The organism is Micromonospora sp. WMMD558 (genome assembly GCF_049315255.1).
Taxonomy (GTDB): Bacteria; Actinomycetota; Actinomycetes; order Mycobacteriales; family Micromonosporaceae; genus Micromonospora.
This window is the reverse complement of record NZ_CP186061.1, coordinates 3,172,521-3,199,265: the sequence shown is the minus strand read 5'-3', so window position 1 is coordinate 3,199,265 and position 26,745 is coordinate 3,172,521. Positions and strand designations below refer to the sequence as shown.

Below are 26,745 nucleotides of genomic sequence, written 5' to 3'. Positions count from 1 at the left end.
CGCTCGATGAGTAACTTCGCGTTTCTGCGGGCCGAGTGGCCTGAGCTGTTCCGCGAGGCCGCCAAGGCTGAGCGGAACACCGTCCTCGATCCGCGTACGGCGTGCTTCTATGCCCGCCGAGCTCTGGAGCACACCCTGACCTGGCTCTTCCAGGTCGACGGCACCCTCGCCCCGCCCTACAAGAAGGACCTGGCGGGGATGATCCACGAGCCGACGCTGCGGCACCTGGTCGGGCCGGCGCTGAACGCCAAGATGGACATCATTCGCAAGCAGGGCAACTGGGCGGTGCACAAGAACGCCCCGGTCAGGTCGACCGACTCGCTTCCGGTGGTACGGGAGTTGTTCCACGTCCTGTACTGGGTTGCCCGCCACTACACCCGTGACCAGTCACAGGTGCCGCCGAGCGCGCTCGCCTTCGACGAGACGCTCATCCCCCGGCCGTCGCACGGCGGCGGCCCACAGCAGACGAGTCAGGCCGACCTGAAGGCCCTCGCCGATAAACTCGCCGCCCACGATGCTGCGCTCGCCGCCGAGCGAGAGAAGAACGCCAGCCTGGACGCCGAGCTGGCGAAGCTGCGCGCCCAGATCGCCGCCGCGAAGGCCGCGAACGAGGCTCGGCCCGACGACCACGACTACGACGAGGCGCAGACCCGCGACCTCTTCGTCGACGTGCTGCTCAAGGAGGCCGGGTGGGCCCTCGACCAGCCGCGGGACCGGGAGTTCCCGGTCAGCGGCATGCCCAACGGCACCGGTAAGGGCGCCGTCGACTACGTGCTGTGGGGTGACGACGGCAAGCCGCTCGCCGTGGTCGAGGCCAAGCGGACCCGCCGGGACGCGACTGTGGGCGAGCAGCAGGCCAAGCTCTACGCCGACTGCCTGCAGCAGGCGTACGGGCAGCGCCCGGTCATCTTCTACACCAACGGCTACGAGCACTGGCTCTGGGACGACACCGCATACCCGCCCCGCCCGGTCCAGGGCTTCTACACGAAGGCCGAGCTGCAACTGCTCGTACAGCGGCGGGAGAGCCGCCGGTCGCTCATCGGGTGCGACATCAACGAGCGCATCGTCGAGCGGCACTACCAGAAGCGAGCGATCCTGGCGGTCGGCGAGGCGTTCGAGCTGAACCGGCAGCGGCAGGCGCTCCTCGTCATGGCGACCGGGGCGGGCAAGACACGTACCGTCATCGCCCTGGTCGAGCAGCTTATGCGGGCTAACTGGGTCAAGCGGGTGCTCTTCCTCGCCGACCGGAACGCGCTGGTCAACCAGGCGGTCAACGCCTTCAAGGCGCACCTGCCCGAGGTGGCCACGGTCAATTTGGTCACCGAGAAGAACACCGACGGCCGCGTGTGCGTGTCCACGTACCCGACCATGATGGGCCTGATCAACGAGACCGTGAGTGGCGTGCGGCGCTTCGGACCGGGCTACTTCGACCTGGTCATCGTCGACGAGGCGCACCGGTCGGTGTACCAGAAGTACCGTGCGATCTTCTCCTGGTTCGACTCGCTGCTGCTCGGGCTCACCGCCACGCCCCGCAACGAGATCGACCGCAATACCTACAGCCTCTTCCACCTCGAAGACGGGGTGCCCACCGACCACTACGACCTCGACGAGGCCGTCGAGGAGGGCTACCTGGTGCCGCCGCTGGCGGTGTCGGTGCCGCTCAAGTTCCAGCGGGACGGCATCCGCTACGACGACCTCAGCGAGGAGGACAAGGACCGCTGGGACGCCTTGGACTGGGGAGAGGACGGCCCGCCGGACGGCGTCGACCCGGACGCGGTCAACAAGTGGCTTTTCAACGCCGACACCGTCGACAAGGTGCTGAAGACCCTGATGACCCACGGGCACAAGGTCGCCGGCGGCGACCGGCTCGGCAAGACGATCATCTTCGCGAAGAACAACGATCACGCGACCTTCATCCGGGAGCGGTTCGACGCCAACTACCCGCACCTGAAGGGCCAGTTCGCGAAGGTCATCACTCACCAGGTCGAGTACGCCCAGAGCCTGATCGACGACTTCTCGGTCAAGGACAAGGCGCCGCACATCGCCATCTCGGTGGACATGCTCGACACCGGCATCGACGTGCCCGAGGTCGTCAACCTGGTCTTCTTCAAGATCGTCCGGTCAAAGTCGAAGTTCTGGCAGATGATCGGCCGGGGCACCCGGCTCTGCCCGGACCTGTACGGCCCCGGGCAGGACAAGAAGAACTTCTACGTCTTCGACTGCTGCCAGAACTTCGAGTTCTTCAGCCAGGACGTGCCGGTCAGCGAAGGGTCGCTGGGCGAGTCCCTCACGGAACGGCTCTTCAAGGCCCGGCTCGAACTGCTCTACCGGCTCGATCAGCGCCTTCCGCAGGGTGGCGAGCCCGATTCCGATGGCACCAAAAGCGAGGCCGGACTGCGCTCGGACGTCGCTCACCACCTGCACGAGCGGGTCACCGGCATCAACATGGAGAACTTCGTCGCGCGCCCGAAACGGCGCGTGGTGGAGTACTACGTCGACTTCGCCAACTGGCATCGGCTGACGCCGGAAGCGGTCGAGGAGATCGGGAGCAACCTCGCCGGGCTGCCGTCCTCGGTCAAGGACGAGGACGAGAACGCCAAGCGCTTCGACCTGATGATGCTGCGCCTTCAGCTCGGCCACTTCGACGTGGAACCAGCGTACGAGCGGCTGCGCAAGCAGGTGCAGGAGATCGCGTCGGCCCTGCTGGAGCAGACCAGCATCCCGGCGATCCGCGCGCAGCAGGAACTGCTGGACGAGGTCGCCGGTGACGAGTGGTGGCAGGACGTCACCCTGCCAATGCTGGAGCTGCTGCGCCGCCGGGTCCGGTCGTTGGTCAGGCTGATCGAGCGGAGCAAGCGCACCATCGTCTACACCGACTTCGAGGACCAGCTCGGCGAGCTCACCGAGGTCCCCATCCCGCAGGCGCGAGTCGGGACGGACTTCGAGCGGTTCCGGATCAAGGCCCGCGCCTATCTGCGATCCCACGAGGATCACGTGGCGTTGCAGAAGCTGCGACGCAACCGGCAGCTCTCCCCGAGCGACCTGGCCGAGCTGGAGCGGATGCTGGCCGAGAGCGGCGCCGGCGCCGCCGAGGACATCGAGCGGGCCCGGCGATCGGCGGACGGGCTCGGCCTGTTCATCCGCTCACTGGTTGGCCTGGACCGGGAAGCCGCCGCGGAGGCCTTCAACGAGTTCCTCATCGGGCGCACTCTGAGCAAGAACCAGATCCATTTCATCAACATGATCATCGGCCACCTGACCCAAAACGGTGCCATGGAGATCGACCGGCTCTACGAGTCGCCGTTCACCGAGATCGCCCCGCACGGGCCAGAGTCGATCTTCACCGAGGACGACGCGGACCGGATCGTCTCGATCCTCAGGTCCGTACGCGCCACCGCCGCGCCGGCACACGAGGTGGCGTAGGTCCCCGACTAAGCTCAGCTCATGCTCACGCGGCTGCAGGTGCAGGGATTCAAGAACCTGCTCGATGTTGACATTGAGTTCGGCCCATTCACCTGCATTGCCGGCGCGAACGGTATGGGCAAGTCGAACGTCTTCGACGTGATCGAGTTCCTGTCCTACCTCGCCACGGACTCCCTGGCTCAGGCAGCACAGCGGGTCCGCACAACGGCAGGGGCTGCCGGCGGTGATCCTCGTGACCTGTTCTGGGACGGGTACCGCCAGCGCGAGCACCGGATCAAGATCGCCGCTGAAATGATCGTTCCGGCCGAGGTGGAGGACGAGCTGGGCGCCCGGGCACGTGTCGCAGCGACCGCTCTTCGCTATGAAATCACCCTCGGCTACGGGCCGAGCCGGACCGACCACACTGGAGGACGCCTCTACCTGCTTGATGAGGACCTTCGCGAGATCAGCGACCCGCGTACTCGAACAAAGTTCCCAGCCAGCCCCGGTTTTCTCGATGCCGTGATCCCCGATCGCGGCGGTAACCAGGTGTTCCTTTCCACTGACCGTCGAGGCATGCAGGGCATTTTCATCAGTGCCCATGAGAGTGGGCAGCCGGTGGAGAAGACGCGCTACCCGGGCCGCGCCGCCCGGACAGTGCTCAGTGCCACGATAACCGCCGATAATCCGACCGTCTTAGCTGCCAGGAACGAAATGAGAAGCTGGCGGCGCCTGGCACTGGAGCCCTCTGCACTGCGCGCGCCGGACGGCACAGTCGGCCCAGAATCGCTGGCTCCAGACGGCCGATACCTCCCCAGCACGCTCTACCGGGTTGCGCACGCACCCGAGTGGTCGGCCGAGCCTGACCGGGTCTACGCGGCGGTGGCCGGACGGCTTTCGGACCTTTCTGGAATAGCCGTCGAGGACCTGGAGGTGGAGTACGACGAGGCGCGAGAGCTTTTCACTCTCTTCCTTCGGGAGAAGGGAGGCCTACGACTTCCTGCCCGGGCGCTGTCCGAGGGAACGCTGCGCTTCCTCGCGCTCTGCGTGCTGCTGGAAGACTCGACGTTCACCGGCCTGATCTGCATGGAGGAACCGGAGAACGGGATCCACCCCGCAAACCTTCCCGCAATGGTGCAGCTCGTCCGAGACCTGGCCGTCGATCGCGACCACCCACCAGGCGACGACAACCCATTCCGGCAGGTCATCATCAACACTCACTCCCCGGGGGTGGTGCAGCTCTGCGATCCGGAGGATCTGCTGCTCGCCGACACGAGACTGCGTCCCATGCCTGATGGTGGGGCGGTCCGCGCCCTCGCTCTTCTTCCCTTCCGCGGCTCCTGGCGCGCCAGGCCGGGAGTGCAGACGTTCTCCCACGCGGATGTCGTGCCCTATCTCGCCGAGCCGCCCGAGGCCCGCCTTCGTCTTCCGTCGGACCTGACGACATGAGCGGCCACTTCTACTCTGGTTTGTTCATCGCCGAGGGCACGTCCGACGAGCCGCTGTCGAGACACGTCGAGTGGCTATTCCTCGGACGCGGCATTTCGGTGAGCCTGACACTGCCCGACTTCTCTCGGCTTCCGAAGGTCGCCAAGGACGTGGGGTCCCGCGTCAAAGCTGCCCTGAAGCTCGAAGGCAGGCCCGTAGACCTCATCGTCGTGCATCGGGACGCCGACAACGCGGGACGGCTGAGCCGGCAACGCGAGATCGAGTCAGCGGTACGACCGCTGGAGGCCACCGCTGAGTTGGTTCCCGTGATCCCTGTGCGGATGACCGAGGCATGGCTTCTGTTGGACGAAGCGGCCATCCGGCAGGTCGCCGGCAATCCACGTGGCCGGACGCGACTCAGCCTGCCGAGGCAGCACGAGGTGGAGTCGAAGCACGACCCGAAGGACATCCTCCGCGAATGCCTCCTCGCGGCGGCTGACGTGACCGGCCGACGTCGGGACACCGTGGCCAAGCGGTTCAACCAACATCGGCGGCAGTTGCTGGAGCGCCTCGATCCCACCGGCCCGGTCGCTGAGCTCGACTCGTGGCGTCAGCTCGTTTCCGACGTCGACGACGTTGTCAAGCGGTGGCGCTCAGTCAGTTCCTGAACCCGACGCCGTGATTCGCTCGTAGAAGCGGGTCTTCTCGCGCAGGTGGTCGTACTGGCGCTGGAGCAGGCGCATCTGCTCCTCGACCCGCTCCGCGTGCCGCTCCAGCAGAGCCTGCCGCTCGCCGGCGGTGTGCTCGCCCTCCCGGGCGAGTTCGGCGTACCGGCACATCTCCGCGATCGGCATGCCGGTGTCCCGCAGGCAGCGGAACAGCGTCAACCAGCCCAGGTCGTCGTCGGTGAAGACGCGCCGCCCACCGGAGGTGCGGCCGATGCCGCTGAGCAGGCCGATCTTCTCGTAGTACCGCAGGGTGTCGAGACTGAAGCCGCTGCGGCGAGCCGCCTCGGAGGGCGCGTACCCGGACATGCCGGCAGCCTAGCGCTTGACCTGGAGCGCACTCCAGGTTGAAGGCTTGGCGGCATGACGACGACACGGACACTGGGCCGCAGCGGGATCGAGGTCGGCGCGATCGGCATGGGTTGCTGGGCGATCGGCGGGCCACTGTGGGGAGACGACGGGCAGCCCTTCGGCTGGGGCGAGGTCGACGACGACGAGTCGGTGCGCACCGTCCACGCCGCCCTCGACCTCGGGGCGACCCTCTTCGACACCGCCAGCAACTACGGCGCCGGGCACAGCGAGCGGATCCTCGGCCGGGCGCTCGCCGGCCGCCGCGACCGGGCGGTGATCGCCACCAAGTTCGGCAACCGCTCCGACGGGGCGACCCGCCGGTGGACCGGCAGCGACCACAGCCCCGGCTACGCCGTGGCGAGCCTGGAGGAGTCACTGCGCCGGCTCGGCACCGACCACGTCGACCTCTACCAGCTCCACCTCAACGACCTGCCGGCGTCCGCCGCGCTCGACCTGGTCGACACCCTGGAGGGCCTGGTCACCCAGGGCAAGATCCGGGCGTACGGCTGGAGCACGGACCACCCGGAGTCGGCGGCGGCGTTCGCGGCGGCCGCCCCGCACTGCGCGGCGATCCAGCACGACCAGTCGGTGCTGCTGGACAACGCGGCGATGCTCGCGGTCTGCGACAGGTACGACCTGGCCAGCGTCAACCGGGGTCCGCTGGCGATGGGACTGCTCACCGGCTCGACCCGAGCGGTCGGCGCCGACGACGTACGCGGGAGGGCGCCGGAGTGGCTGGTCTGGTTCACCGACGGGCGGCCGTCACCCCGGTGGGCGGAGCGCGTCGCGCAGATCCGGGCGGCGCTCACCGCAGACGGTCGCACCCTGGCGCAGGGCGCGTTGGGCTGGCTGCTCGCCCGCAGCCCCCGGACGGTCCCGATCCCGGGTTGCCGGACCGTCACCCAGGCCGAGGAGAACTTCGGCGCGCTCGCCCTCGGGCCGCTGCCGGCGGACGCGGTAGCCGAGGTCGAACGCCTCCTGGCGGATCTCCGACACACACCGGCCGAATCGGGGGTGTGATCCGCTCAACGCATCCGGATCGTCACCCGTATCCGAAGATATGAGCATGCGGATCCTGATGGCCGGCGCGTCCGGCTTCCTCGGCACCCGGCTGGCCGACCTGCTCACCGCCGATGGCCACGAGGTGACCCGGCTGGTCCGCCGGCCGCCGCGCACCCCCGACGAGCGGCAGTGGAGCCCGTCCGCGGCCCAGCTCGACCCGGCGGTGATGGCGGCGGCCGACGCGGTGGTCAACCTGGCCGGCGCGGGTGTCGGCGACCGGCGGTGGAACGACGAGTACCGGCGGATCATCCGGTCCAGCCGGGTGGACACCACCACCACGCTGGCGATCACCATCGCCGGGCTGCCCGCCGCGGACCGGCCGGAGGTGCTGGTCAACTCCTCGGCGGTCGGCTGGTACGGCAACACCGGCGACCGCACGGTCGAGGAGGACTCACCGGCCGGCGAGGGGTTCCTCGCCGATGTCTGCCGGGTGTGGGAGGCCGCGACCCGGCCGGCGGAGGACGCCGGCGTACGCGTGGTGCGGCTGCGGACCGGGCTGCCGCTGCACCGCGACGGCGGGCTGCTCAAGCCGCAGCTGCTGCCGTTCCGGCTCGGCATCGCGGGCCGGCTGGGCAGCGGCCGGCAGTGGCTGCCGTGGATCTCGATGGAGGACTGGCTGAACGCGGCCGCGTTCACGATCGCACGGGCCGACCTGGCCGGGCCGGTCAACGCGGTCGGGCCGGCGCCGGTGACCAACGCCGAGTTCACCCGCGAGCTGGCCCGGCAGTTGCACCGGCCGGCGATCATCCCAATCCCGGCGCTGGCGCTGAAGGTGGCCCTGGGCGGGTTCGCGCAGGAGGCGCTGACCAGCGCTCGGGTCCTGCCCGGCGTGCTGACGAAGGCCGGCTTCACGTACCGCCACCCGGACCTGCGCAGCGCCCTGCACGCCGCCCTGGTGGAGTAAGGAAGGGCCCCTTGTTAACGCCTCGCGTTGTACAAGGGGCCCTTTTTAACCACGGAGCCGTCAGCAGCCGATCACCCAGTAGTTGGGGCCGGTCTGCTTCAGCGTCGTCGTGTAGAAGGTGTTGTAGAGGCCCATCCGCTGGTTCGAGCCGTTGGCGTAGGCGTACCCGCCGGACTGGTAGGCACGACCGGCCGTGACGTGCGCGTAGTTGGACGCGGTGACGCAGGTCGGGCTGGTCGTCGGCGTCGGGGTGGGCGACGGGGACGCCGTCGGCGTCGGGGTCGGGTTGGGCCCGCCGCCGTTGAGGCCGAAGAAGACGGCGTCGTGGTAGGTCGAGCAGATGGTGTCCAGGATGTACGCGGCGGCGGTGCCGCACTGGTCCGGCGCCGTACCGGGGTCGACCGGGGTGCCGTGGCCCATGCCGGAGACACGGTAGACCCGGACGTCGTTGTTGCCGTACACCTCGAGGCTGGTGTTGGCGGGCAGCGACGCGGTGCTGGTCGGGGTCTGCGACACCCCCCGGACGTTGGTCCACTGGTCCCGCAGCTCGGTGGCGTTGGCCGGCACCACCGTGTAGTCCGAGGTGCCGTGCCAGATCGACACCCGGGGGTACGGCCCGGAGTAACCCGGGTACGCGGCGCGGACCAGGTCACCCCAGGCGGCCGGGGTCTTGTCGACGCCGCTGTACTGGCAGGTGCTGGTCGAGGCCGGCGGCGAGCAGCGGTAGGGCAGGCCGGCGATGACCGAGCCGGCGCGGAACACGTCCGGGTACGTGGCGAGCATGACCGCGCTCATCGCCCCGCCGGCGGAGAGGCCGCTGACGAAGACCCGGCCGGGGTCGGTGCCGTAGGTGGCCTTGGCGTGGTCGACCATCTGCTTGATCGACAGCGCCTCGCCGAAGCCGCGCCGGATGTCGTTCTCCACGAACCAGTTGAAGCAGCTGAGCTGCTGGTTCGCGCTGGACTGCTGCGCCACGATGACGGTGAACTTCCACTGGTCGGCGTACTTCTGCCAGCCGGTGTTGCCGAAGTAGCCGGTCGCGTTCTGGGTGCAGCCGTGCAGCAGCACGACGGCGGGCGCGCCGGCCGGCAGGTTGTCCGGCCGGTACGCGTACATGGCGAGGTTGCCGGGGTTGGAGCCGAAGCCGGTCACCTGCTGGAGGCTGGCGGCCTGGGCGGGGGTGGCGACGGCGACGGCCGCCGTGGCGGCCAGGACGAGGCCGGCGGCCGCGCCGGCCAGCCGGGCGAGGAGGGAGGGGTTGCGGCGCACGGGGAGCCTCCTGACGGGGGGTGTGAAGTGGGTCACCCGCGAATTGCCGCGACGTTACGCCAATGTGTCGAAGTGATGACATGGCTCGCCTTCACACATTCACCACTGTGGACGTGTGTGCGTACGCGGTGGGTGATTGGAGGGGCCCCTTATACAACGTGACGCGTTAACAAGGGGCCCTTCCTTGCAGGTCTGTCCGGGGTGTCCGGGTCCGGTTGGTAACGTCCGCTGCGTGCCGACCTCCCCGTCCCTGGCTCCCGCCCCCGTCCCACCGGTCCGGGCCGTCCGTGACCGCCGGGCCGACCTGGTTGTCGCCCTCGCCGCGCTCGCCCTGGCCGGGTGGGTGACCAGTGGCCTGTGGCGCGACCCGAACGGGCGGGCGATCACGGTCAACTCCAGCGACCAGGCGCTGTTCGAGTGGCTGCTGGCCTTCGGCGGGCACGCCCTCACGCACGGGCAGAACCCGCTCTTCACCTACCTGATCAACGTCCCGGACGGGGTCAACCTCGCGGTCAACACCTCGATCACCGTGTACGCGGCCGTCTTCGCACCGCTGACGTACCTGATCGGACCGCCGGCGACCTTCCTGGTGGTCCTCACGCTGAACCTCACCGCCACGGCGCTGGCCTGGTACTGGCTGCTCAACCGGCAGTTCGGCCGTGGCCCGCTGGCCGCCGGCCTCGGCGGGCTGTTCATCGGCTTCGCCCCCGGCATGGTCTCGCACGCCAACGCCCACCTGAACTGGACCGCCGGCTGGCTGGTGCCGCTGCTGGTCTGGCGGACCTTCGCGCTGCGTCGCCCCGAACACCGGATCCGCAACGGGGTGATCCTCGGCGTGCTGGTCGCGGTGGCGTTCTCCATCGCGGCCGAGGGCCTCTTCTTCACCGCGCTCGCTCTCGGCCTCTTCGTCGGCGTCCGGGCGCTGCACCCGCAGGGCCGCGCCGAGGCCCGGGCGGCGCTGCCCGGCTTCCTCGGCGGTCTCGGCGTGACGGCGCTGGTGGCCGCCGTGCTGCTGGCGTACCCGCTGTGGCTGCACTTCGCCGGCCCGCAGCGGTTCCACGGCACCGGCTTCGACGCGGTGATCCACTCCGAGGACGTCGCCTCGTACGCGGCGTACCCCAGCCGTTCGCTCGCCGGCGAGGCCGGGCTGCGGACCGGCCTCGCGCCGAACCCGACCGAGGAGAACTCGTTCTTCGGGCTCCCCCTGCTGCTCCTGACCGTCGCCGCCGTGGTGCTGCTGTGGCGCCGGGCCCGGGCGCCGCAGCGGGCCACCCTCTGGGCGCTCGGCGCGGTGGCGGTCGTCTTCACGGTGCTGTCGTTCGGCCCGGTGGCCAAGGTCGACGGCCGGCGCACCGACCTGCCGATGCCCTTCGACCTGGTGGGCCACCTCCCCGTGGTGAACGCCGCGCTGCCGGCCCGCCTGGCGCTGGTGGTGGCGCCGGTGATCGGCGTGCTGCTCGCGTACGCGGTCGACGCCCTGCGCGCCGACCCGCCGCAGTCCCGACCGGCCCGGGCGGTGTGGCTGGCCGCGTTCGCGGTGGCCCTGGTGCCGCTGCTGCCCGTCCCGCTGCTGACGATCGAGCGGGAACCGGTCCCCCGGTTCTTCACCTCCGGCACGTGGCGGGAGTACGTGTCGCCCGGCGGGGTGCTCACGCCGGTGCCGCTGACCCTCGACGTCTACCCGGACGGGCAACGCTGGCAGGCGTACGCCCTCTCCCACCGGCAGGGCGAGTTCGCCATCCCGTCCGGGTTCTTCCTCGGTCCGGGCGGGCCGGACGGGCGGGGCCGGATCGGCCCGCCGCCCCGGCTGCTGAGCACGCTGATGGACCAGGCCGCCCGGTTCGGCGCGGTGCCCATCGTCACCGAGGGCACGATCAGGGAGGTCCGGGCCGACCTCCGGCACTGGCGGATCGAGGCGGTGGTGCTCCCCGACCGGGTACACGGCGCGAAGTGGGCGGTCAACCAGGAGGCGGTACGCCGCGCCGCGACCGCGCTGTTCGGCGAGCCGGAACGCGTCCAGGACGTGTGGGTCTGGCGGATCCCGCAGGACCGACCGACCCGGTGAGCCGGCTCACGTGCGGGGGTGACCGGCGGGTACGGGACTACGCTGGGGCCGTGACCACGACGACCTCCGGCCTCACGGCCGTCCGCGCCGGCGTCCTCGACTACGAGGCAGCCTGGGAGGAGCAGCGCCGGCTGCACGAGTCCGTGGTGGCCGGCGAGCGCGGCGACACCGTGCTGCTGCTGGAGCACCACAGCGTCTACACCGCCGGCAAGCGCACCGAGCCGTGGGACCGGCCGATGGACGGCACCCCGGTCATCGACGTCGACCGTGGCGGCAAGATCACCTGGCACGGCCCTGGTCAACTGGTCGGCTACCCCATCCTGCGCCTGCCCGACCCGGTCGACGTGGTCGCGTACGTGCGGCGCACCGAACAGATGCTGATCGACGTGTGCGCCGAGTTCGGGCTGACCGCCGGCCGGGTCGAGGGGCGCAGCGGCGTGTGGGTCCCCGAGGACGACCGCGGCCCCGCCCGCAAGGTCGCCGCCATCGGCATCCGGGTCGCCCGCGGCGTCACCCTGCACGGTTTCTCGATCAACTGTGACTGCGACCTGGCGCACTTCGACCGGATCGTGCCCTGCGGCATCCGCGACGCCGGTGTCACCTCGCTGACCGCCGAGCTGGGCCGCCCGGTCACCGTGACGGACGTCCTCCCGGTGGTCGAGCGCCGCCTGCCGACCCTGCTCGCCTGATCCCGGTCAGGTGTCGGCACCGGCGGGCTCGCTCCGGTGGTCCCGGACGGCGGCGAGCAGCTCGTCCACCGACCACTGGTCGTCGGCGTGCGCGCCGTACCGCGCGGCGAGCACCCGGCCATCGGCGGCGACGAGGAGGTCGGCCGGCAGGCCCAACCGGCCGGCCGGCTGCCGCAGGCGGGGCGGCCGCTGCCGGCGGCGCAGCACCGCCACCACGTCGAGGACGACACCCAGCAGGATCGCCCGCCACGCGCGGGGGTCGAGCAGGGACCGTGGGCCGGCCTCCACCCCGAACTCGCGGTAGAACCGGCGCTCGGGATCGGCGACGAGCGGGAACGGCAGTTCCTCGGCGTACGGGAGCAGCTCGTCCGCCGGCGAATGGAAGAAGACCACCTCACGGACGCCGGCGGCGGTGATCTCGTCGTGCCGGCGGACCACCGACCGCAGGTGCAGGTTGCAGATCGGGCACCCGGCGAAGCGGCGGAACTGAAGGTGCAGCAGCCCGTCCGGATCGGGCAGGCGGATCTCGCCTCCGGCCACCGCCGTCAGGGTTCTCGCCGGTATCCGTCGCCCGGGCGTCAACCGTCGCGTCACAGCACCCTCCCCGTTTGCGTACGCCGTACCCCTAACATGGTTAGGCGTATGGCGTACTCTGTCAAGGCCATGCCGCGACCCCGATCCCTGGACCACGACCGCATCGCCACCGCGGCGCTCGCCGTCATCGACCGCGCGGGCCTCGACCAGCTCTCGATGCGCACCGTCGCGGCCGAACTGGGCGTCGGGACCATGTCGCTCTACCGGTACGTCGCCGACCGCCGCGAGGTGGAGGCCCTGGTCGTCGACCGGGTGCTGGCCTCCCTCGATCTCACCGTGACCCAAAGCGCCGAGTGGACCGACCAGGTCGCCGACGTGCTCGGCCGCGTCCGGGACGCCGTGCGCGCCCACCCGGCGGTGGTCCCGCTGTTCCTCAGCCACCGGCACACCAACGTCCAGGTCATGCGCTGCGGCGAAGTGCTGCTGCGGATCCTGGCCGGCGCCGGCCTCACCGGCGCCGACCGCGTCGTGGCCTTCCGGACCCTGATCAGCTACCTCGTCGGCGCCCTCAGCAGTGACCACCTCGGCCCGCTCTCCGGCGCCGGCACCGCCGCGCTGGCCCGGCTGCCGCGCGACGACTTCCCGTACCTGGCGGACACCGCCGGCACGGCCCGCGCCATCGGTCCCGACGACGAGTTCCGGGGCGGACTCGACGTCGTCCTGGCCGGGCTGCGGCACCGGCTCGGCACCCCGGACTGAGCGGAAGACCCTCTTGAGCGATTGCTCAAATCGCTCTACCCTCACTCTTGAGCACTTGCTCAAGAGTGAGGGGCGGTATGCGACCCGTCTACGTCGAGACAGTCATCGGCGCACCCGTCACCGAGGTGTGGCGGATGACGCAGGACCCCGTCCAACATCGCCGGTGGGACGTCCGCTTCGGCCGGATCGACCCGCTGCCGGGTGGCCCGCCCGCCCGGTTCCGGTACGCCACGCGGGTGGCCCCCGGCGTCACGATCGCCGGCTGGGGTGTGCACGCCGGCGAGCGGAACCGGCCGGACGGCAGTCGCACCTCCGCGCTGCTGTTCGGCTCCGACGACCCACGCTCGTTGATCGCGGCCGGTGCCGGCTACTGGCGCTACCTGCCGGGTCCGGACGGGGTGCGGTTCCTCACCGGCTACACCTACACACCACGCTGGGGACCCCTGGGGCGCGCCGCCGACCTCGGGTTCCGCCCGGTGTTCGGGTGGGCCACCGCCTGGTCGTTCGACCGGCTACGGCTCTGGCTGGAGCACGGCGTCACCCCGGAGCGCGCCCGGCGCAACGCCGCCCGGGAGATCGCCGTACGGCTCCTCGGGGTGCTGGCCGCCGGAGCGTTCGCCGCCGGCTCCGGCCTCCCGGCCGCCACGGTGGCCCTCACCGTCCTCGGCAGCACGGTGGCCGCGCTGGCCGTACCGCCGCGTCCGCACACCCCCGCGGCCCGCCGCTGTCGACGCCGACCACCGGACCGCCTCGCCGCCCGGGCACCCGAGAAGGTGGAGAAGCTGTGACCGCCGTCTTCCGTACCGCCCTGGGTGCCGACTTCGACCGGCTCCACCCCGAGTTGCGGCGCCGCTTCGACGTCGACGGCGACACCCACCTGGGCTGCGTGGGCACCGGGGTGATGGACCGCGTCTGGCGGGGTGCCGCCTTCACCCTGCCGTTCCTGCACCTCGGCACCCTGCGGCACATCCTGTTCCCGGAGACCGGCGTCGACATCCCCTTCACCATCGAGAACTACGCCTACACCGACTCCTACGGCCGCCCGACGCTGACCTTCGTCCGGACCTTCCAGGTCGCACCGGACCGCCGGCGGCGCTTCGACGCCACCATGGTGTGGAGCGAACGGCGGGCCGTGCTGGTCGACTACCTCGGGACCCACCAGCACCTGGCGGTCGACCTGCACCCCGCCGTCGACGCCGCCGGCGCCCTCACGATCCGCAGCGGCACCTACCGCGCGCGCGGCGGGCTGCGCTGCCCGGCCACCGTGACCGGGGAGGTCCACCTGCGCGAGTGGTACGACGACCGGGCCGGGCGGTTCCGCATCGAGGTGGCGGTGACGAACCGCCGGTTCGGGCCCCTGTTCGGCTACACCGGCAGCTTCACCATCCGCTACCTGCGGCCGGGCCGCGCGCCGGTCCCCGCCGCCGTCCGACCGCTCCGGGAGAACCCCCGGGAATGACCGCCGCGAACCCGCCGCGCCGCCCGCCGAGTCGATCAAGAGGTCTGCGTCGCCGTGATGGTTCATCCGTAAACCTCTTGATCAACCGGCACCCGTCGGGGAGGTTACGGCGTGAGGCGGTGCAGGTCGCGTGGGAAGGCGGTCACCTCCCGGACGTTGCCCGCGCCGGTCAGCCGGGCCACGAAGCGCTCCAGGCCGATCGCGAAGCCGCCGTGCGGCGGCATCCCGTGCCGGAACGCGTCCACGTAGCCGGCGTACGGCTCGACCGGCTCGCCACGCGACGCGAGCGCCGCCAGGTAGTCGGCGTGCCGGTGCAGCCGCTGCCCGCCGGTGACCAGTTCCACGCCCCGAAAGAGCAGGTCGAACCCGTTCGAGTACGCCGGCCGCGCCAGGTCCGGATGGGTGTAGAAGGGCCGCTTCGCCATCGGGTAGCCGGTGACGAAGAGGAAATCCGAGCCGTGCTCCCGCCGTGCCCACTCCCCCAGCGCACGCTCGTGTGCCGGGGCGAGGTCGGGCTCGTCCGCCGGGGCACCGGCGATCTTCAGCGCCTCGGTGAAGTGCACCGCGGGGATCCCGGCCGGCACCTCCGGCGCGGTCACGCCGAGCGTGGCGAGCGCGGCACCGGCCCGGTCGCCGACCGCGTCGAGCATCCCGGCCAGGGTGTCCCGCAGCACCGCCATCACGTCCCGGTGGTCGGTGACGAAACCCAGTTCGGCGTCGAGGGACGTGTACTGCGCCAGGTGCCGGGCGGTGTCGTGCGGCTCGGCCCGGAACACCGGCCCGACCTCGTACACCCGCTCGAAGACGCCCACCATGAGCTGCTTGTAGAACTGCGGCGACTGCGCCAGGTACGCGGGCCGGCCGAACCAGTCCAGGGCGAACACGTTCGCGCCGCTCTCGGTGGAGGAAGCCACCACCTTCGGGGTGTGGATCTCCACGAACCCACGGGCGTCGAGGGCGGCCCGGAAGCCGGCGACCGCCGCCGCCGAGACGCGCAGCGCGGCCGAGCGCACCGGATGCCGCAGCGCGACGGGCGCGTGGTCCAGTTGGGTGGGGAGGCCGGCGGTGAGCGCCGGCCGATACAGGTCGAACGGCGGCGGCACGGCGGGCGGGCCGAGCGGCCGTACCGTCGGCGCGGTGAGCTCGACCCCGGCGGGCGCCGCCGGGTTGGCGACCACCGTGGCGACCACCTCGACGACGGTCTCCTCGGTAAGGGCCTCGACGGCCGCGCGGGCCGCGGGCTCGGTGACCACGACCTGGGCGAGCCCGGCCGCGTCCCGGAGGATCAGGAACGCCACCGACTTGAGCAGCCGGCGGCGGTGCACCCAGCCGGCGACCCGAACAGGTTCGCCGACATGGGCGGGAAGCTGGGTGGAAAGGATGCGTTGCACGGCGGGTACCTCCTCGGTCTGGTCGCAACGCCATCCCGGGAGGTGTGGGCGAGCGGGTCCTCGCGGTGCCACCACACCTTCGCCCCCGCCGGAGCGGGAGCCTCGTTCGTCGCCTGTTCACCGGGGCCAGCCGGGCGGGGTCTACTGGGTGTTAGGAAGGGACCCTTCCTCTACCGGTGGCGTTGAGAAGGGGCCCTTCCTTACCGTTCTTCCCGCAGCTCGGGAGGGTCTTCGCGGCCCGGTGCCAGACCGCCTCGCAGCAACCGGCGGCTCTCTTCAACTGGCGGGGCGGGGCGCTACTCGGCTCCGTCACAGCTCTGCGGCGCACGCTAGCACCCCGGCGGGATGGGTGTGACGGGGATTTTTGTGCGGTGGTGTCCGGCGTCACAAGGGTGGGGGCGTGACGGCGGTCGCCCGACGTGCATCGACACCCGCCGTCGGGCGTAGGCTCGACTTTGTGACGATCGAGCACTCCGCGCCGACGACCGGCCAGGCAGCGCGCACCGCGACGCCCGCCCCCGAGGGGCGGCGACTCCTGCGGATCGAGGCGCGCAACGCCGAGACGCCGATCGAGCGCAAGCCACCGTGGATCAAGGTCAAGGCCAAGATGGGCCCGGAGTACACCCAGCTGCGCGGGCTCGTCTCGCGCGAGGGGCTGCACACCGTCTGCCAGGAGGCCGGCTGTCCCAACATCTACGAGTGCTGGGAGGACCGGGAGGCCACCTTCCTCATCGGCGGTGACCAGTGCACCCGCCGCTGCGACTTCTGCCAGATCGACACCGGGAAGCCGGCCGAGTTCGACGCCGACGAGCCGCGCCGGGTCGCCGAGTCGGTGGTCTCGATGGGCCTGCGGTACGCCACCATCACCGGCGTCGCCCGGGACGACCTGCCCGACGGCGGGGCCTGGCTCTACGCCGAGACCGTCCGGCAGATCCACGCCCTCCAGCCCGGCTGCGGCGTCGAGCTGCTGATCCCCGACTTCAACGCCGTCCCCGCGCAGCTCGCCGAGGTGTTCGGGTCGCGGCCGGAGGTGCTCGCCCACAACGTCGAGACCGTGCCGCGGATCTTCAAGCGGATCCGGCCCGCGTTCCGCTACGAGCGTTCCCTCGACGTGATCCGGCAGGCCCGCGCCGACGGCCTGGTCACCAAGAGCAACCTCATCCTGGGCATGGGCGAGGAGCGCGCCGAGGTCTCCCAGGCGCTGCGTGACCTGCACGAGGCCGGCTGCGAGCTGATCACCATCACGCAGTACCTGCGCCCCTCCCCCCGCCACCACCCGGTGGAGCGGTGGGTCAAGCCGGAGGAGTTCGTCGAGCTGCGCGAGGAGGCCGAGGAGATCGGCTTCGCCGGGGTGATGAGCGGCCCGCTGGTGCGCTCGTCGTACCGCGCCGGCCGGCTCTACCAGCAGGCCCTGGAGGCCCGCCGGGCCGCCCCGGTCGGCACCGCCGGCTGACGACACCCGGCCGCCGCGTCGGGCACCGCGCCGCGCGGACCACCGACCGGGTGCCATGATCGGCCCATGACCACCGGGGTACGCGAGGAGCACCGCGCCGCGCTGCGCGCGCTGCCGCGGGCCCGGTGGTACCGGCTGCCCGACGCGCTGGCCCTCGTGGCGATCCTCGCGGGGGTCGCGTACCGCCTCGGTCTGCTGCTGCACGCCACGCCGCCGACCAACAGCGACGAGGCCACCATGGGGCTCGCCGCCCTGCACATCGCGCAGGGGCGGGAGTTCCCGGTCTGGTTCTACGGTCAGGCGTACATGGGGACGCTGGAGGCGTACCTGGCCGCACCGCTGTTCGCGCTCGTCGGGCCGTCCACCCTGACGCTGCGCCTGCCCACCCTGGCCCTGTACGCGGTGTTCGTCCTGCTGGCCTGGCGCCTCGCGGGGCGGCTCACCGGGGACCGGTGGTACGCGCTGCTGGTCGCCGTCCTGCTCGCGTCCGGCTCGGACCGGATCGTCAAGAACCAGCTCATCGCCGGCGGCGGGTACCCGGAGATGAACGCCGCCGGGGTGGCCCTCGCCCTGCTCGCGTACGACCTGGCGGCCGGCCGGCCCGGACGCGGGCTGCCCCGCTGGGCGGTGTGGGGGTTCCTCGCCGGCCTGATGGTGTGGGTGGACCCGCTGGTCCTGCCGTACGTGGCCGCCGCCGGGGCGGTGCTGGTGGCGTTCCGGTGGCGGGACCTGCGCGGCCGGGCGGGCGCCCTGCTCGGCCTCGGCGCGCTGGCCGGTGCGGCACCGCTGCTGGTCGACGCCCTGGCGTCGGGGCGCAGCCCGCTCGCCGCCGTGCTGGCCGCCGGTGGCGCCGGGGAACCCGCCGGCTGGGCCGAGCGGCTGCACGGCGCGCTGGTGCTCGGGCCGGCGCTGGGCATGGGCTTCTGCTCGCCCGGCCGGTGCGCCGGCTGGCAGCTGTGGTGGTCGGCCGCCCTGCCGCTGCTCCTGATCGCCGCCGCCGTCACGGCGTGGCGCCGGCTGCGCGCCCCGACGCCGCCGCGAGGTGTCCCGACGGTCGCCGGCCCGGGGCGGCTGCCGGACGCCGCGGACGGGCGACCCGACGAGGCCGGCGCGGCCCGTCCGGTCGGGGCGGCCCTCGCGCTGGCCCTGGTCGGGGCGGCCGTGCTGACGCTGGCCGTCTACGCGGCGAGCAGCGCGTCGGGCCGTACCCCGGTCGAGAGCTCCCGGTACCTGTCCTGCCTGCTCATCTCCGTGCCCGTGCTGCTGTGGCCGGTGTGGGAGGCGGCCCGGCGGCGGTCGGGGCGGGCCGGTGGCGCCCGCCGGGTCGCCGCCGCGGCGGTGCTCGCCGCGACGCTCGGCGGCGCGGCCGTCGCCACCGGCGGGGCGGTCTCCGCCGCGCCCGCGCACGGGGCCGCCGAGGACCGGCACGCCGGCCTCGTCCGCGCCCTGCGCGCGCTGGACGTCCGGCACGTGTACGGCGGCTACTGGACCTGCAACCGGCTCATCTTCGCCACCGGGGAGGAGGTCCTCTGCGCGGTCGTCGACGACCACCTGAGCCCCGGCCACGACCGGTACCGCCCCTACCGGCGCGCGGTGGACGCGGACCCCCGGGCGGCCTGGGTCGCCCCGGAGGGCTCCCCCCTCGCGACCCGACTCGACGCGCAGCCGGCCAGCCGGCACACGATCCCCGGCTGGCGCATCTACCTGCCGGCCACCCGGACCACCCCGCCACCCGGCCGCTGACCGTCCCGGCGGTCAGCGGGTTTCGGCCAGCAGGCCCAGGCGGTGGGCGACGGCGGCGGCCTCGACCCGGTTGTGCACGTCCAGCTTGGCGATGATGCGCGAGACGTGGACGCTGGCGGTCTTCGGCGAGATGAACAACTGCTCGGCGATCCGGCTGTTGCTGTGCCCCTCGGCGACCAGCCGCAGCACCTCCCGCTCGCGCTCGGTCAGCAGGTCCGCACCGGGACGGCCCCGGTTCGCGCCGCGCAGCCCGACCCGCCGGGCGAGGGTCGCCGCCTGCTCGGCCAGCGGCGCGGCACCGAGCCGGTCGGCGAGCGCGGCCGTCTCCGCGACGGCCGCCGCCACCTCGTCCCGCTCCCCCGTCGCGGCGGCCACCTCGGCCAGCGCGAGCAGCGCCCGGGCCAGCGGGTACGGCTGCCCGTCGGCCCGCCAGGCCGCCACGGCCGCCCGCCACCGGGTCAGCGCGCCGGTGTCGCCGGCTTCCACGGAGGCCCGGGCGGCGGGCACGGCGACCGGCCCGCCGGCGGGGACCGACCCGCCCACCGTCGCCGCGACCTGGGCGGCGTACGCCCGCTCGGCGGGGAAGCGCACCGGAACGGCGGCGGCGAGGTCGGCCGTCCGGGCGGCGAGGTCGTCGTCGCCGACGTGGCGGGCGGCGCGGGCGAGGGCGGTCAGCACCGGCCAGCCGTACCGGGGATGGTCGGCGACGCCGCTGTCGGCCAGTGCCGCCGCCGCGGCCCGCCGTGCCTCGGGCCGGTCGTCGGCGGCGAGGGCGGCCTCCAGCCGCAGCTCGATCAGGGGCAGCCGCTGGTGCGGGTGCAGGTACGGCTTGGTGAGGAAGCTCAGCGACCGGCCGATCGTCTCGTCGACGGCCGGGTGGCCCTGGGCCAGCCGCAGCGCGGCACACAACTGGAGCCAGTGCGAGCCGGTGACGCCCGGCGGGTCGATGCGGGCGGCGTCGGCGAGCACCTCGTCCGCCTCCGCCCACCGGCCCAGGGCGAGCAGCGCCTCGGCCCGGTTGGACAGCAGGTAAGCCCCGGTTGAGCGGCTGATCCCGACCCGGCGCGCCTCGGCCACGCCGTCGGCGGCGGCGCGGGCCGATTCTTCGTACCGGCCCAGCTCGAACAGCACGTCGGAGATGTGCACCAGGGCACCGACCAGCGCCGGCGCGGCGCCGGCGGCCCGGGCCAACGCCTCGGAGCGGCGCAGCTCGGCCAGCCCCAGATCCGTCGCGTGGTCGGCGCGGCGCAGCAGCGCGACGACCTTCACCGGGAGCTCGGCGTTGTCGACACCCGAGGCGTGCGCCGCCGCGAGCACGTCGGCGGCCAGCAACGCACCCTGGGCCCGGTCCACGCGGGCGACGTGGGCGGCGACGTCGGCGAGCAGGTGCAACCGCTCGGGGCCGTCCGGCGCCCCGGCCGCCAGCCGGTACGCCTCCCGCAGCTCGGCGGCGCCGTCGCTCTTGCCGAGCATGGCGAGCATCCGGCCGCGCCGGTCGAGCAGCCGGGCGGCGCGCAGCGGCTCCGCGGTCCCGTCCACCTCGGCCAGCGCGGCCCGGGTCAGGGTGAGGGCGCGATGGTAGTCCCCGGCGGTGGTGGCCGCCGCGATCGTCTCCTCCAGCAGGGCGAGGTGGTCCATGCCGAGCCGGTCGGCCGCGTCGGGGACCAGCTCCCACAATTCCAGCGTCCGTTCCAGCAGCCGGCTCTGCTCGGCGTACGCGTAGCGGTCGGCCGCCGCGCACGCCGCCGTCCGCGCGGCGACCAGCGCGCGGGCGTGGTCGTGCGCGGCGTACCAGTGGTGGGCGATCTCGGCGGGCGCGCGCCCGGCGGCGACCAGGCGGGGCTGCGCCTCGATGGCGGCGGCCCAGCGGGCGTGCAGCCGGGCGTGTTCCCCGGGCAGCAGCTCGTCGTGGACGGCCTCGCGGACCAGCGCGTGCCGGAACTCGTAGTCGCCCTCCGGGTCGGCCACCACGAGCTGGGCGGCGACGGCGGCGCGCAGCGCTTCCTCCAGGTCGGCGTCCGGCAGGCCGGCGACCTCGGCGAGCAGTTCGTGGGCGAACCGGGTGCCGCCGGCGGCGGCGATGCGCAACACCCGCTGCGCCGGCTCCGGGAGCCGGTCCACCCGGGCGAGCAGCAGGTCGCGCAGCGTCTCCGGCAGGGCGGCGCAGCCGATCGGGTCACCCGCGGCGGCCAGCTCCTCGATGAAGAGGGGGTTGCCCTGCGTGCGGTCGTGGATGTCGTCGACCGCGCGGGCGGCCGGCTCGGCGCCGAGCAGGCCGGCCAGCACCGCCCCGGTGCCGTCCCGGTCCAGCCGGCTCAGCTCCATCCGCTCGACGCCCCGGGCCCGGTCCAGCTCGGCCAGGAACGGCCGCAGCGGGTGCCCCCGGTGCAGTTCGTCGCTGCGGTACGTGCAGACCAGCAGTAGGCGGTCGGCGCGGGCCGCCCGGACGAGGAAGCCGATCAGGTCCCGGGTGGAGCGGTCGGCCCAGTGCAGGTCCTCGATGAGCAGCACCAGCGGCTGCTCGTCGGCGAGGCGTGCGAACAGCTCGGCGACCAGGTCGAACAGGTAACCGCGCGGGGCGTCGGAGGACGGCGGCGGCGCGGCTCCGAGCGGGCCCCGGGCCAGCTCCGGCAGGAGCCGGGCGAACTCCGCCTCGTACCCGTCGAAGACGGCGGGGCCGTCGCGGCGCAACACCGCGCGCAGCGCCGCCGCGATCGGCGCGAAGGGCAGGCCCGCCTCGCCGAGTTCCAGGCACTGCCCGACGAGCAGCCGGACCCCGTCGGCGGCGCCGCCGAACTCCTCCAGCAGCCGGGTCTTGCCGACCCCGGCCTCGCCGCCGACCAGGACGGTGGTCGGCTCGCCGGCTCGGGTCCGCGCGAGCGCGTCCCGCAGTGCGGCCAGTTCACGCTGGCGGCCGACGAGGGTGGTACAGGCGGGGCGTGCGGTCACGGCACCGAGCATGCCACGACCGCCGCCGCCCCCGGCCCCGCCGGCGGCCGACGATCCAGTCGCGATCATGGACAAACCGGACGGCGTGGCGGGCCCACCCGGCGACGTGGCGGGCGCGCCCACCCCCGTGATGGGCGCGCCCGCCGTCCGTCGGGCCGGGTGCGCCTCGGCGGACCCGGCCGGTGGGACCGGTTGCGCCTCGGCGGACCCGGGCGGTAGGACCGGCGCCGACGGTGCGGCTGGTGCCGACGGTGCCGCCGGTGCCGACGGTGGGGCCGGCGAAGCCGGTGCCGCCGGTGCCGACGGTGCGGCCGGCGCGGCCGGTGCGACCGGCTGCGCGGTGGTCACCGGCGGCTGTCGCCGGGGCGGCCGGCGTGGTGACGCCGGCTCAGCCAGCCGCGGGCGGAACGGTGCGGCAGGCTCCGGGCCAGCCGGTCGACGGCGGCCTCGGCCCGCAGCTCGGCGGCGTGCGTACGGTGGACGGAGAGCAGGAACTCCGCGTCGTGGGTGAACATCTCGGGCTCCTCGTGGTCGTTGTCGTTTGCCGACTCTGACTCTCCGCCCGAAGGTGCCCGCGGGGCATGGGTGCACCGCCTGATCTTCGCCAGCCCGCCCTCCTTACCTCGACCGGCGGCCGGCGCTACGGCGACGTAAGGTACTCAGCCGCCCGCGGATCACCGGGGGGTGCGCCGACCACTAGACTCAGCGGCATGGCAAATCCCCAGGAGAAGGTGTCGTTCGGCCAGCGGCTGAAGCAGATCGGGATGGTGTTCCGGTTCACCGCCAAGCAGGACAGGTGGTTCGCGCCCCTGGCCTTCGCCGCGGTGGTCATCCCGCTCGCGCTGACCGTGGTCGCGTTCCTCGCCTGGGGCTGGTTCGCGATCCCGCTCGGCATCCTGTTCACCCTGCTCTGCCTGCTGATCGTGCTCAACCTGCGGTCCAACCGGGCGATGATGAACGCGGCCGAGGGCCAGCCGGGCGCGGCGGCGCAGATCATGGAGAGCATGCGCGGCGACTGGCGGGTCACGCCGGCGGTCAGCTCGACCACCCAGATGGACATGGTGCACCTGGTCATCGGCCGGCCCGGCGTGATCCTGCTGGCGGAGGGGAACCCGCAGCGGGTGCGCGGCCTGCTCGGCCAGGAGAAGCGCCGGCTGGCCAAGGTGATCGGCTCGGCGCCGCTCTACGACTACGTGATCGGCCAGGAGGAGGGTGAGCTGCCCATCCGCAAGCTGCGGATGACGTTGATGAAGCTGCCCCGGAACCTGACCGGCAAGGACGTCAACGCGCTGGACAAGCGCCTCAAGGCGCTCAGCGCCCGGCCGCAGCTGCCGAAGGGCGCGATCCCGAAGAACATGCGGCCCCCGCGCGGCGCCTTCCGCCAGTCCCGCGGCCGCTGACCCACGCCGTACGCAGCGGGAGCCGGGCCCCCTCGGGGCCCGGCTCCCGCCGTCTCGTGGGCGGTCAGCGGGGGGCGGAGGTGACGACGGAGGCGGCGGCGCGGTCGTGCAGGCCGCGACGGTTGGCGTCCATGATCAGGGCGGGTACCACGAGGGCGAGCAGGACGCCGCGCAGCAGCCCGCGGAGCACCCCGATCCGGCCACCGTCGGCCCAGGACACGCAGCGGACCCTGGTGATGAACATGCCCGGGGTCTGGGCGAAGAGGCCGAGGAAGAAGCCGTACTCGACGATCAGGACCAGCACCGGCGCCCAGCCCTCGGTCACCGGGTCGGCGAAGCCCCGGGCGACCAGCAGGCAGAGCACCCAGTCGATCACCAGCGCGCCGAAACGCCGGCCCAGGCCGGGCGGGGTGAAAGTCGGGTCCGAGGCGGGCGGTACGGGGCGGTCGGCCGGGTTCGTCACAACGGACAAGGGTAGTCAGGCGGCCGGGCCGGGACCGGCCACCCCGGGACGCAAAAACGGACCAAGCATGGCAGTTGTCACTACACTGGCACAGCCGGACGCCTCCCACCGGCCGGCCAGGCGCGGTTGAGCCGCGCGGATGACGCTCCGCGAGGGACGTAACACGGCAGAAACACCGAAGACATGGCCGGGCAACCGCGCGGCCATAGCGTCGCCAGAAGCCCAGCCACCCAGTGGACGTGCCAGGAGGACGAGTGTTCGCCAATCCCGAGGAACTCCTGCGTTACCTCAAGAACGAGGACGTGAAGTTCGTCGACGTACGTTTCTGTGACCTGCCCGGCGTGATGCAGCACTTCAACCTGCCGGTCGAGTCGGTCGCCGACGACCTCTTCACCGACGGCCTCGCCTTCGACGGGTCGTCCATCCGCGGTTTCCAGGCCATCCACGAGTCGGACATGCTCCTGCTCCCGGACGTCGCCACCGCCTTCATCGACCCGTTCCGCGCGCAGAAGACCCTCGCGTTGAACTTCTTCATCCACGACCCGTTCACCCGCGAGGCGTACACCCGCGACCCGCGGAACGTGGCGAAGAAGGCCGAGGCCTACCTGGCGGCGAGCGGCATCGCCGACACCGCGTACTTCGGCCCGGAGGCCGAGTTCTACATCTTCGACTCGATCCGCCACGAGACCTCGGCGCACCAGGCGTTCTACTACATCGACTCGATCGAGGGCGCCTGGAACACCGGCCGTGAGGAGGTGGGCGGCAACCGCGGCTACAAGACCGCGTACAAGGGCGGCTACTTCCCGGTGCCGCCGGTCGACCACTACGCCGACCTGCGCGACAGCATCGTCCGCCGGCTCGTCGACACCGGCTTCACCGTGGAGCGCTCGCACCACGAGGTGGGCACCGCCGGCCAGGCCGAGATCAACTACAAGTTCTCCACCCTGCTGCACGCCGGTGACCAGCTCCAGCTGTTCAAGTACATCGTGAAGAACGAGGCGTGGGCCAACGGCAAGACCGCGACCTTCATGCCCAAGCCGCTCTTCGGTGACAACGGCTCCGGCATGCACACCCACCAGAGCCTCTGGCTCAACGGCGAGCCGCTGTTCTACGACGAGACCGGCTACGCCGGCCTGTCCGACACCGCCCGCTGGTACATCGGCGGCCTGCTGCACCACGCCCCGTCGCTGCTGGCCTTCACCAACCCGACGGTCAACTCGTACCGCCGCCTGGTGCCGGGCTTCGAGGCGCCGGTCAACCTGGTCTACTCCCAGCGCAACCGCTCCGCCTGCACCCGGATCCCGGTGACCGGCAGCAACCCGAAGGCCAAGCGGGTCGAGTTCCGCGTGCCGGACCCGTCGGCGAACGTCTACCTGGCCTTCTCGGCCATGCTGATGGCCGGCCTGGACGGCATCAAGAACAAGATCGAGCCGCCGGCGCCGATCGACAAGGACCTGTACGACCTGCCCCCGGAGGAGTGGGGCGACGTCAAGCAGGTGCCGGGCTCGCTGCCGGAGGTGCTCGACGCGCTCGAGGCCGACCACGACTACCTGCTCGACGGCGGCGTGTTCACGCCGGACCTGATCTCGACCTGGGTCGAGTGGAAGCGGGCCAACGAGGTCGACCCGGTGCGCCTGCGCCCGACCCCGCACGAGTTCGCGATGTACTTCGACTGCTGACCACCCACCAGCACCGGCCGGGCCGGCTCCGCGACACCGCGGGGCCGGCCCGGCCGTTTCCGCCTCGATGCGGGTTCGAGAGGTACTGGCCGGCCCGCCGGATCCCGGCGCGACCGCCACTGCTCGACGACGCCTCAGCGGGCGAGCAGCGCGTCCAGCTTCGTGAAGGAGCTGCCCCAGCCGCCCTCGGCGCTCGACCGCCAGTCGGCCGGGAACGGGCCCTGCCGCAGCTCCAGCCGGGTCTTGCCGCCCGGCTCGTCGTGGAACTCCAGCCGCAGGGTCATCCGCGTGCCGTCCTCGATGCCCGGCATGCCCTTGACCTCCTCGTAGCCGACCAGCAGCTCGTTCTCGACGACCTCGGCGAAGGTGCCGTCCGCCGGGGAGGTCATGGCCGGGTCGTCGTCGTTGACCATGGTGAAGCGCTGGTGCCCGCCGACGCGGACGTCGAAGTCGACCGTCTCGCGCGGCACGGACCAGCCGACGGGGCCGAACCAGGCGGCGAACTGGTCGGAGTCGGTGAAGGCCCGCCAGACCAGCTCCCGGGGCGCGTCGAAGACGCGGGTCATGACGAGTTCGTTGGCGGCGTCGGTCATCGTGCTGTCCTCTCTCACTGCGGATCGTCCGTCGTCGGCGGTGCCGGCGCCTGGATCCGGCGCAGGTGGGCGTCGAGCCGGTCGAAGCTGGCGTCCCAGTGCCGCCGGTAGCGCTCCATCCAGGCCGTGGCCTCCCGGAGCGGCTCCGGGTTCAGGCTGCTGGAACGCCACTGGGCGCTCCGGCTGCGGGTGATGAGGCCGGCCTGCTCCAGCACCTTCAGGTGGCGGGAGATCGCCGGCAGGCTGATGTCGAACGGCTCGGCCAGCTCCGTGACGGTGGCGTCGCCGTCCGCGAGCCGGGCGAGGATCGCCCGGCGGGTCGGGTCCGCCAGCGCCGAGAAGATGACGCTGAGCCGATCGGTCACCACTTGCTTAACCACCTCGTTAATTAGCCGATGCGTTAAATGTAGGGTGAGAGGACGTCGCG

23 protein-coding genes are annotated in these 26,745 nt (G+C 72.4%); 14 read left to right on the top strand and 9 right to left on the bottom strand.

The genetic code is table 11. The annotated features are described in order from the left end of the window. The first annotated feature begins 6 nt into the window (after nt 1-6). The 3 genes from ACN26Y_RS15605 to ACN26Y_RS15595 are packed head-to-tail and all read left to right on the top strand — an operon-like array spanning nt 7 to nt 5,498. Nucleotides 7-3,423, top strand: coding sequence for a DEAD/DEAH box helicase family protein (locus ACN26Y_RS15605; RefSeq protein WP_155330963.1), 3,417 nt, complete (start codon nt 7-9; stop codon nt 3,421-3,423). Nucleotides 3,424-3,444: 21 nt separating this feature from the next. Beyond that, complete coding sequence (locus ACN26Y_RS15600; protein ID WP_155330962.1) at nt 3,445-4,851, top strand: AAA family ATPase; 1,407 nt, start codon at nt 3,445-3,447, stop codon at nt 4,849-4,851. Next, a complete protein-coding gene (locus ACN26Y_RS15595; RefSeq protein ID WP_155330961.1) occupies nt 4,848-5,498 on the top strand; it encodes a DUF4276 family protein in 651 nt (216 codons plus the stop codon). The genes ACN26Y_RS15600 and ACN26Y_RS15595 overlap by 4 nt, the downstream gene beginning before the upstream one ends. On the opposite strand, the gene ACN26Y_RS15590 is transcribed toward ACN26Y_RS15595, so the two are convergent. Further along, entirely contained in the window at nt 5,484-5,864 is a 381-nt protein-coding gene (locus ACN26Y_RS15590; RefSeq protein ID WP_155330960.1) for a MerR family transcriptional regulator, read from the bottom strand. The genes ACN26Y_RS15595 and ACN26Y_RS15590 overlap by 15 nt on opposite strands. A 54-nt stretch (nt 5,865-5,918) precedes the next feature. On the opposite strand from ACN26Y_RS15590, the gene ACN26Y_RS15585 reads away from it, so the two are divergent. Continuing rightward, entirely contained in the window at nt 5,919-6,926 is a 1,008-nt protein-coding gene (locus ACN26Y_RS15585) for an aldo/keto reductase (RefSeq protein WP_422734888.1), read from the top strand. A 46-nt stretch (nt 6,927-6,972) separates the two neighbouring features. Beyond that, nucleotides 6,973-7,872 carry a TIGR01777 family oxidoreductase gene (locus ACN26Y_RS15580; RefSeq protein WP_422734887.1) on the top strand — a complete coding sequence of 300 codons (900 nt, stop codon included), beginning with the start codon at nt 6,973-6,975 and terminating at the stop codon, nt 7,870-7,872. 60 nt (nt 7,873-7,932) lie between these two features. Here ACN26Y_RS15580 and ACN26Y_RS15575 read toward each other — a convergent pair whose 3' ends face one another. Next, nucleotides 7,933-9,141 (bottom strand): alpha/beta hydrolase family esterase, encoded by a 1,209-nt coding sequence (locus tag ACN26Y_RS15575; protein WP_155330957.1) that lies wholly within the window; start codon nt 9,139-9,141, stop codon nt 7,933-7,935. 232 nt (nt 9,142-9,373) lie between these two features. Here ACN26Y_RS15575 and ACN26Y_RS15570 point away from each other — a divergent pair, with 232 nt between their 5' ends. Both ACN26Y_RS15570 and lipB read left to right on the top strand, forming a co-directional pair. Next, nucleotides 9,374-11,206, top strand: coding sequence for a DUF2079 domain-containing protein (locus tag ACN26Y_RS15570; protein ID WP_422734886.1), 1,833 nt, complete (start codon nt 9,374-9,376; stop codon nt 11,204-11,206). Nucleotides 11,207-11,256: 50 nt separating this feature from the next. Next, on the top strand, nt 11,257-11,895 hold the full coding sequence (gene lipB / locus ACN26Y_RS15565; RefSeq protein ID WP_155330955.1) for a lipoyl(octanoyl) transferase LipB: 639 nt from the start codon (nt 11,257-11,259) through the stop codon (nt 11,893-11,895). A 6-nt stretch (nt 11,896-11,901) separates the two neighbouring features. Here lipB and ACN26Y_RS15560 read toward each other — a convergent pair whose 3' ends face one another. Then, nucleotides 11,902-12,489: a peroxiredoxin-like family protein gene (locus tag ACN26Y_RS15560; RefSeq protein ID WP_422734885.1), complete on the bottom strand. Its 588-nt coding sequence runs from the start codon at nt 12,487-12,489 to the stop codon at nt 11,902-11,904. A 48-nt stretch (nt 12,490-12,537) separates the two neighbouring features. Between ACN26Y_RS15560 and ACN26Y_RS15555 the strand changes: the two genes are divergently transcribed. The 3 genes from ACN26Y_RS15555 (at nt 12,538) to ACN26Y_RS15545 (ending at nt 14,647) form a co-directional block, all read left to right on the top strand. After that, nucleotides 12,538-13,188 carry a TetR/AcrR family transcriptional regulator gene (locus tag ACN26Y_RS15555; RefSeq protein ID WP_230689009.1) on the top strand — a complete coding sequence of 217 codons (651 nt, stop codon included), beginning with the start codon at nt 12,538-12,540 and terminating at the stop codon, nt 13,186-13,188. Nucleotides 13,189-13,322: 134 nt separating this feature from the next. Continuing rightward, nucleotides 13,323-13,976 (top strand): hypothetical protein, encoded by a 654-nt coding sequence (locus ACN26Y_RS15550; RefSeq protein ID WP_422734884.1) that lies wholly within the window; start codon nt 13,323-13,325, stop codon nt 13,974-13,976. Beyond that, nucleotides 13,973-14,647: a DUF4166 domain-containing protein gene (locus ACN26Y_RS15545; RefSeq protein ID WP_155330953.1), complete on the top strand. Its 675-nt coding sequence runs from the start codon at nt 13,973-13,975 to the stop codon at nt 14,645-14,647. Before ACN26Y_RS15550 ends, ACN26Y_RS15545 begins: the two co-directional genes overlap by 4 nt. 104 nt (nt 14,648-14,751) lie before the next feature. Here the strand turns inward: ACN26Y_RS15545 and aspS are convergent, their stop codons facing one another. Next, nucleotides 14,752-16,038: an aspartate--tRNA(Asn) ligase gene (aspS, locus tag ACN26Y_RS15540; RefSeq protein WP_422734883.1), complete on the bottom strand. Its 1,287-nt coding sequence runs from the start codon at nt 16,036-16,038 to the stop codon at nt 14,752-14,754. Nucleotides 16,039-16,438: 400 nt separating this feature from the next. Here aspS and lipA point away from each other — a divergent pair, with 400 nt between their 5' ends. Further along, nucleotides 16,439-17,491: a lipoyl synthase gene (gene lipA / locus ACN26Y_RS15535; protein WP_422734882.1), complete on the top strand. Its 1,053-nt coding sequence runs from the start codon at nt 16,439-16,441 to the stop codon at nt 17,489-17,491. Between the two features lie 66 nt (nt 17,492-17,557). Next, nucleotides 17,558-19,234: a hypothetical protein gene (locus ACN26Y_RS15530; RefSeq protein ID WP_422734881.1), complete on the top strand. Its 1,677-nt coding sequence runs from the start codon at nt 17,558-17,560 to the stop codon at nt 19,232-19,234. A 12-nt stretch (nt 19,235-19,246) separates the two neighbouring features. Here the strand turns inward: ACN26Y_RS15530 and ACN26Y_RS15525 are convergent, their stop codons facing one another. Continuing rightward, on the bottom strand, nt 19,247-22,195 hold the full coding sequence (locus ACN26Y_RS15525; RefSeq protein WP_422734939.1) for a helix-turn-helix transcriptional regulator: 2,949 nt from the start codon (nt 22,193-22,195) through the stop codon (nt 19,247-19,249). A 332-nt stretch (nt 22,196-22,527) separates the two neighbouring features. After that, nucleotides 22,528-22,698: a hypothetical protein gene (locus ACN26Y_RS15520; protein WP_196255862.1), complete on the bottom strand. Its 171-nt coding sequence runs from the start codon at nt 22,696-22,698 to the stop codon at nt 22,528-22,530. A gap of 195 nt (nt 22,699-22,893) precedes the next feature. Here ACN26Y_RS15520 and ACN26Y_RS15515 point away from each other — a divergent pair, with 195 nt between their 5' ends. After that, complete coding sequence (locus ACN26Y_RS15515; protein WP_155330949.1) at nt 22,894-23,583, top strand: DUF4191 domain-containing protein; 690 nt, start codon at nt 22,894-22,896, stop codon at nt 23,581-23,583. Between the two features lie 64 nt (nt 23,584-23,647). On the opposite strand, the gene ACN26Y_RS15510 is transcribed toward ACN26Y_RS15515, so the two are convergent. Next, nucleotides 23,648-24,046 carry an RDD family protein gene (locus ACN26Y_RS15510; protein ID WP_196255861.1) on the bottom strand — a complete coding sequence of 133 codons (399 nt, stop codon included), beginning with the start codon at nt 24,044-24,046 and terminating at the stop codon, nt 23,648-23,650. 254 nt (nt 24,047-24,300) lie between these two features. On the opposite strand from ACN26Y_RS15510, the gene glnA reads away from it, so the two are divergent. Further along, entirely contained in the window at nt 24,301-25,725 is a 1,425-nt protein-coding gene (gene glnA, locus ACN26Y_RS15505; RefSeq protein ID WP_155330947.1) for a type I glutamate--ammonia ligase, read from the top strand. A 134-nt stretch (nt 25,726-25,859) separates the two neighbouring features. On the opposite strand, the gene ACN26Y_RS15500 is transcribed toward glnA, so the two are convergent. Continuing rightward, complete coding sequence (locus ACN26Y_RS15500; protein WP_422734879.1) at nt 25,860-26,318, bottom strand: SRPBCC family protein; 459 nt, start codon at nt 26,316-26,318, stop codon at nt 25,860-25,862. A 14-nt stretch (nt 26,319-26,332) separates the two neighbouring features. After that, a complete protein-coding gene (locus tag ACN26Y_RS15495) occupies nt 26,333-26,686 on the bottom strand; it encodes an ArsR/SmtB family transcription factor (RefSeq protein WP_155330945.1) in 354 nt (117 codons plus the stop codon). Between the last annotated feature and the right edge of the window lie 59 nt (nt 26,687-26,745).

What these genes read in the sequence shown, in the direction of transcription:
- ACN26Y_RS15605 (WP_155330963.1), top strand. Translation starts at nt 7, where the DNA reads ATGAGTAACTTCGCGTTTCTGCGGGCCGAGTGGCCTGAGCTGTTCCGC.
- ACN26Y_RS15600 (WP_155330962.1), top strand. Translation starts at nt 3,445, where the DNA reads ATGCTCACGCGGCTGCAGGTGCAGGGATTCAAGAACCTGCTCGATGTT.
- ACN26Y_RS15595 (WP_155330961.1), top strand. Translation starts at nt 4,848, where the DNA reads ATGAGCGGCCACTTCTACTCTGGTTTGTTCATCGCCGAGGGCACGTCC.
- ACN26Y_RS15590 (WP_155330960.1), bottom strand. Translation starts at nt 5,864, where the DNA reads ATGTCCGGGTACGCGCCCTCCGAGGCGGCTCGCCGCAGCGGCTTCAGT.
- ACN26Y_RS15585 (WP_422734888.1), top strand. Translation starts at nt 5,919, where the DNA reads ATGACGACGACACGGACACTGGGCCGCAGCGGGATCGAGGTCGGCGCG.
- ACN26Y_RS15580 (WP_422734887.1), top strand. Translation starts at nt 6,973, where the DNA reads ATGCGGATCCTGATGGCCGGCGCGTCCGGCTTCCTCGGCACCCGGCTG.
- ACN26Y_RS15555 (WP_230689009.1), top strand. Translation starts at nt 12,538, where the DNA reads ATGGCGTACTCTGTCAAGGCCATGCCGCGACCCCGATCCCTGGACCAC.
- ACN26Y_RS15550 (WP_422734884.1), top strand. Translation starts at nt 13,323, where the DNA reads ATGACGCAGGACCCCGTCCAACATCGCCGGTGGGACGTCCGCTTCGGC.
- ACN26Y_RS15530 (WP_422734881.1), top strand. Translation starts at nt 17,558, where the DNA reads ATGACCACCGGGGTACGCGAGGAGCACCGCGCCGCGCTGCGCGCGCTG.
- ACN26Y_RS15525 (WP_422734939.1), bottom strand. Translation starts at nt 22,195, where the DNA reads ATGCTCGGTGCCGTGACCGCACGCCCCGCCTGTACCACCCTCGTCGGC.
- ACN26Y_RS15520 (WP_196255862.1), bottom strand. Translation starts at nt 22,698, where the DNA reads ATGTTCACCCACGACGCGGAGTTCCTGCTCTCCGTCCACCGTACGCAC.
- ACN26Y_RS15515 (WP_155330949.1), top strand. Translation starts at nt 22,894, where the DNA reads ATGGCAAATCCCCAGGAGAAGGTGTCGTTCGGCCAGCGGCTGAAGCAG.
- ACN26Y_RS15500 (WP_422734879.1), bottom strand. Translation starts at nt 26,318, where the DNA reads ATGACCGACGCCGCCAACGAACTCGTCATGACCCGCGTCTTCGACGCG.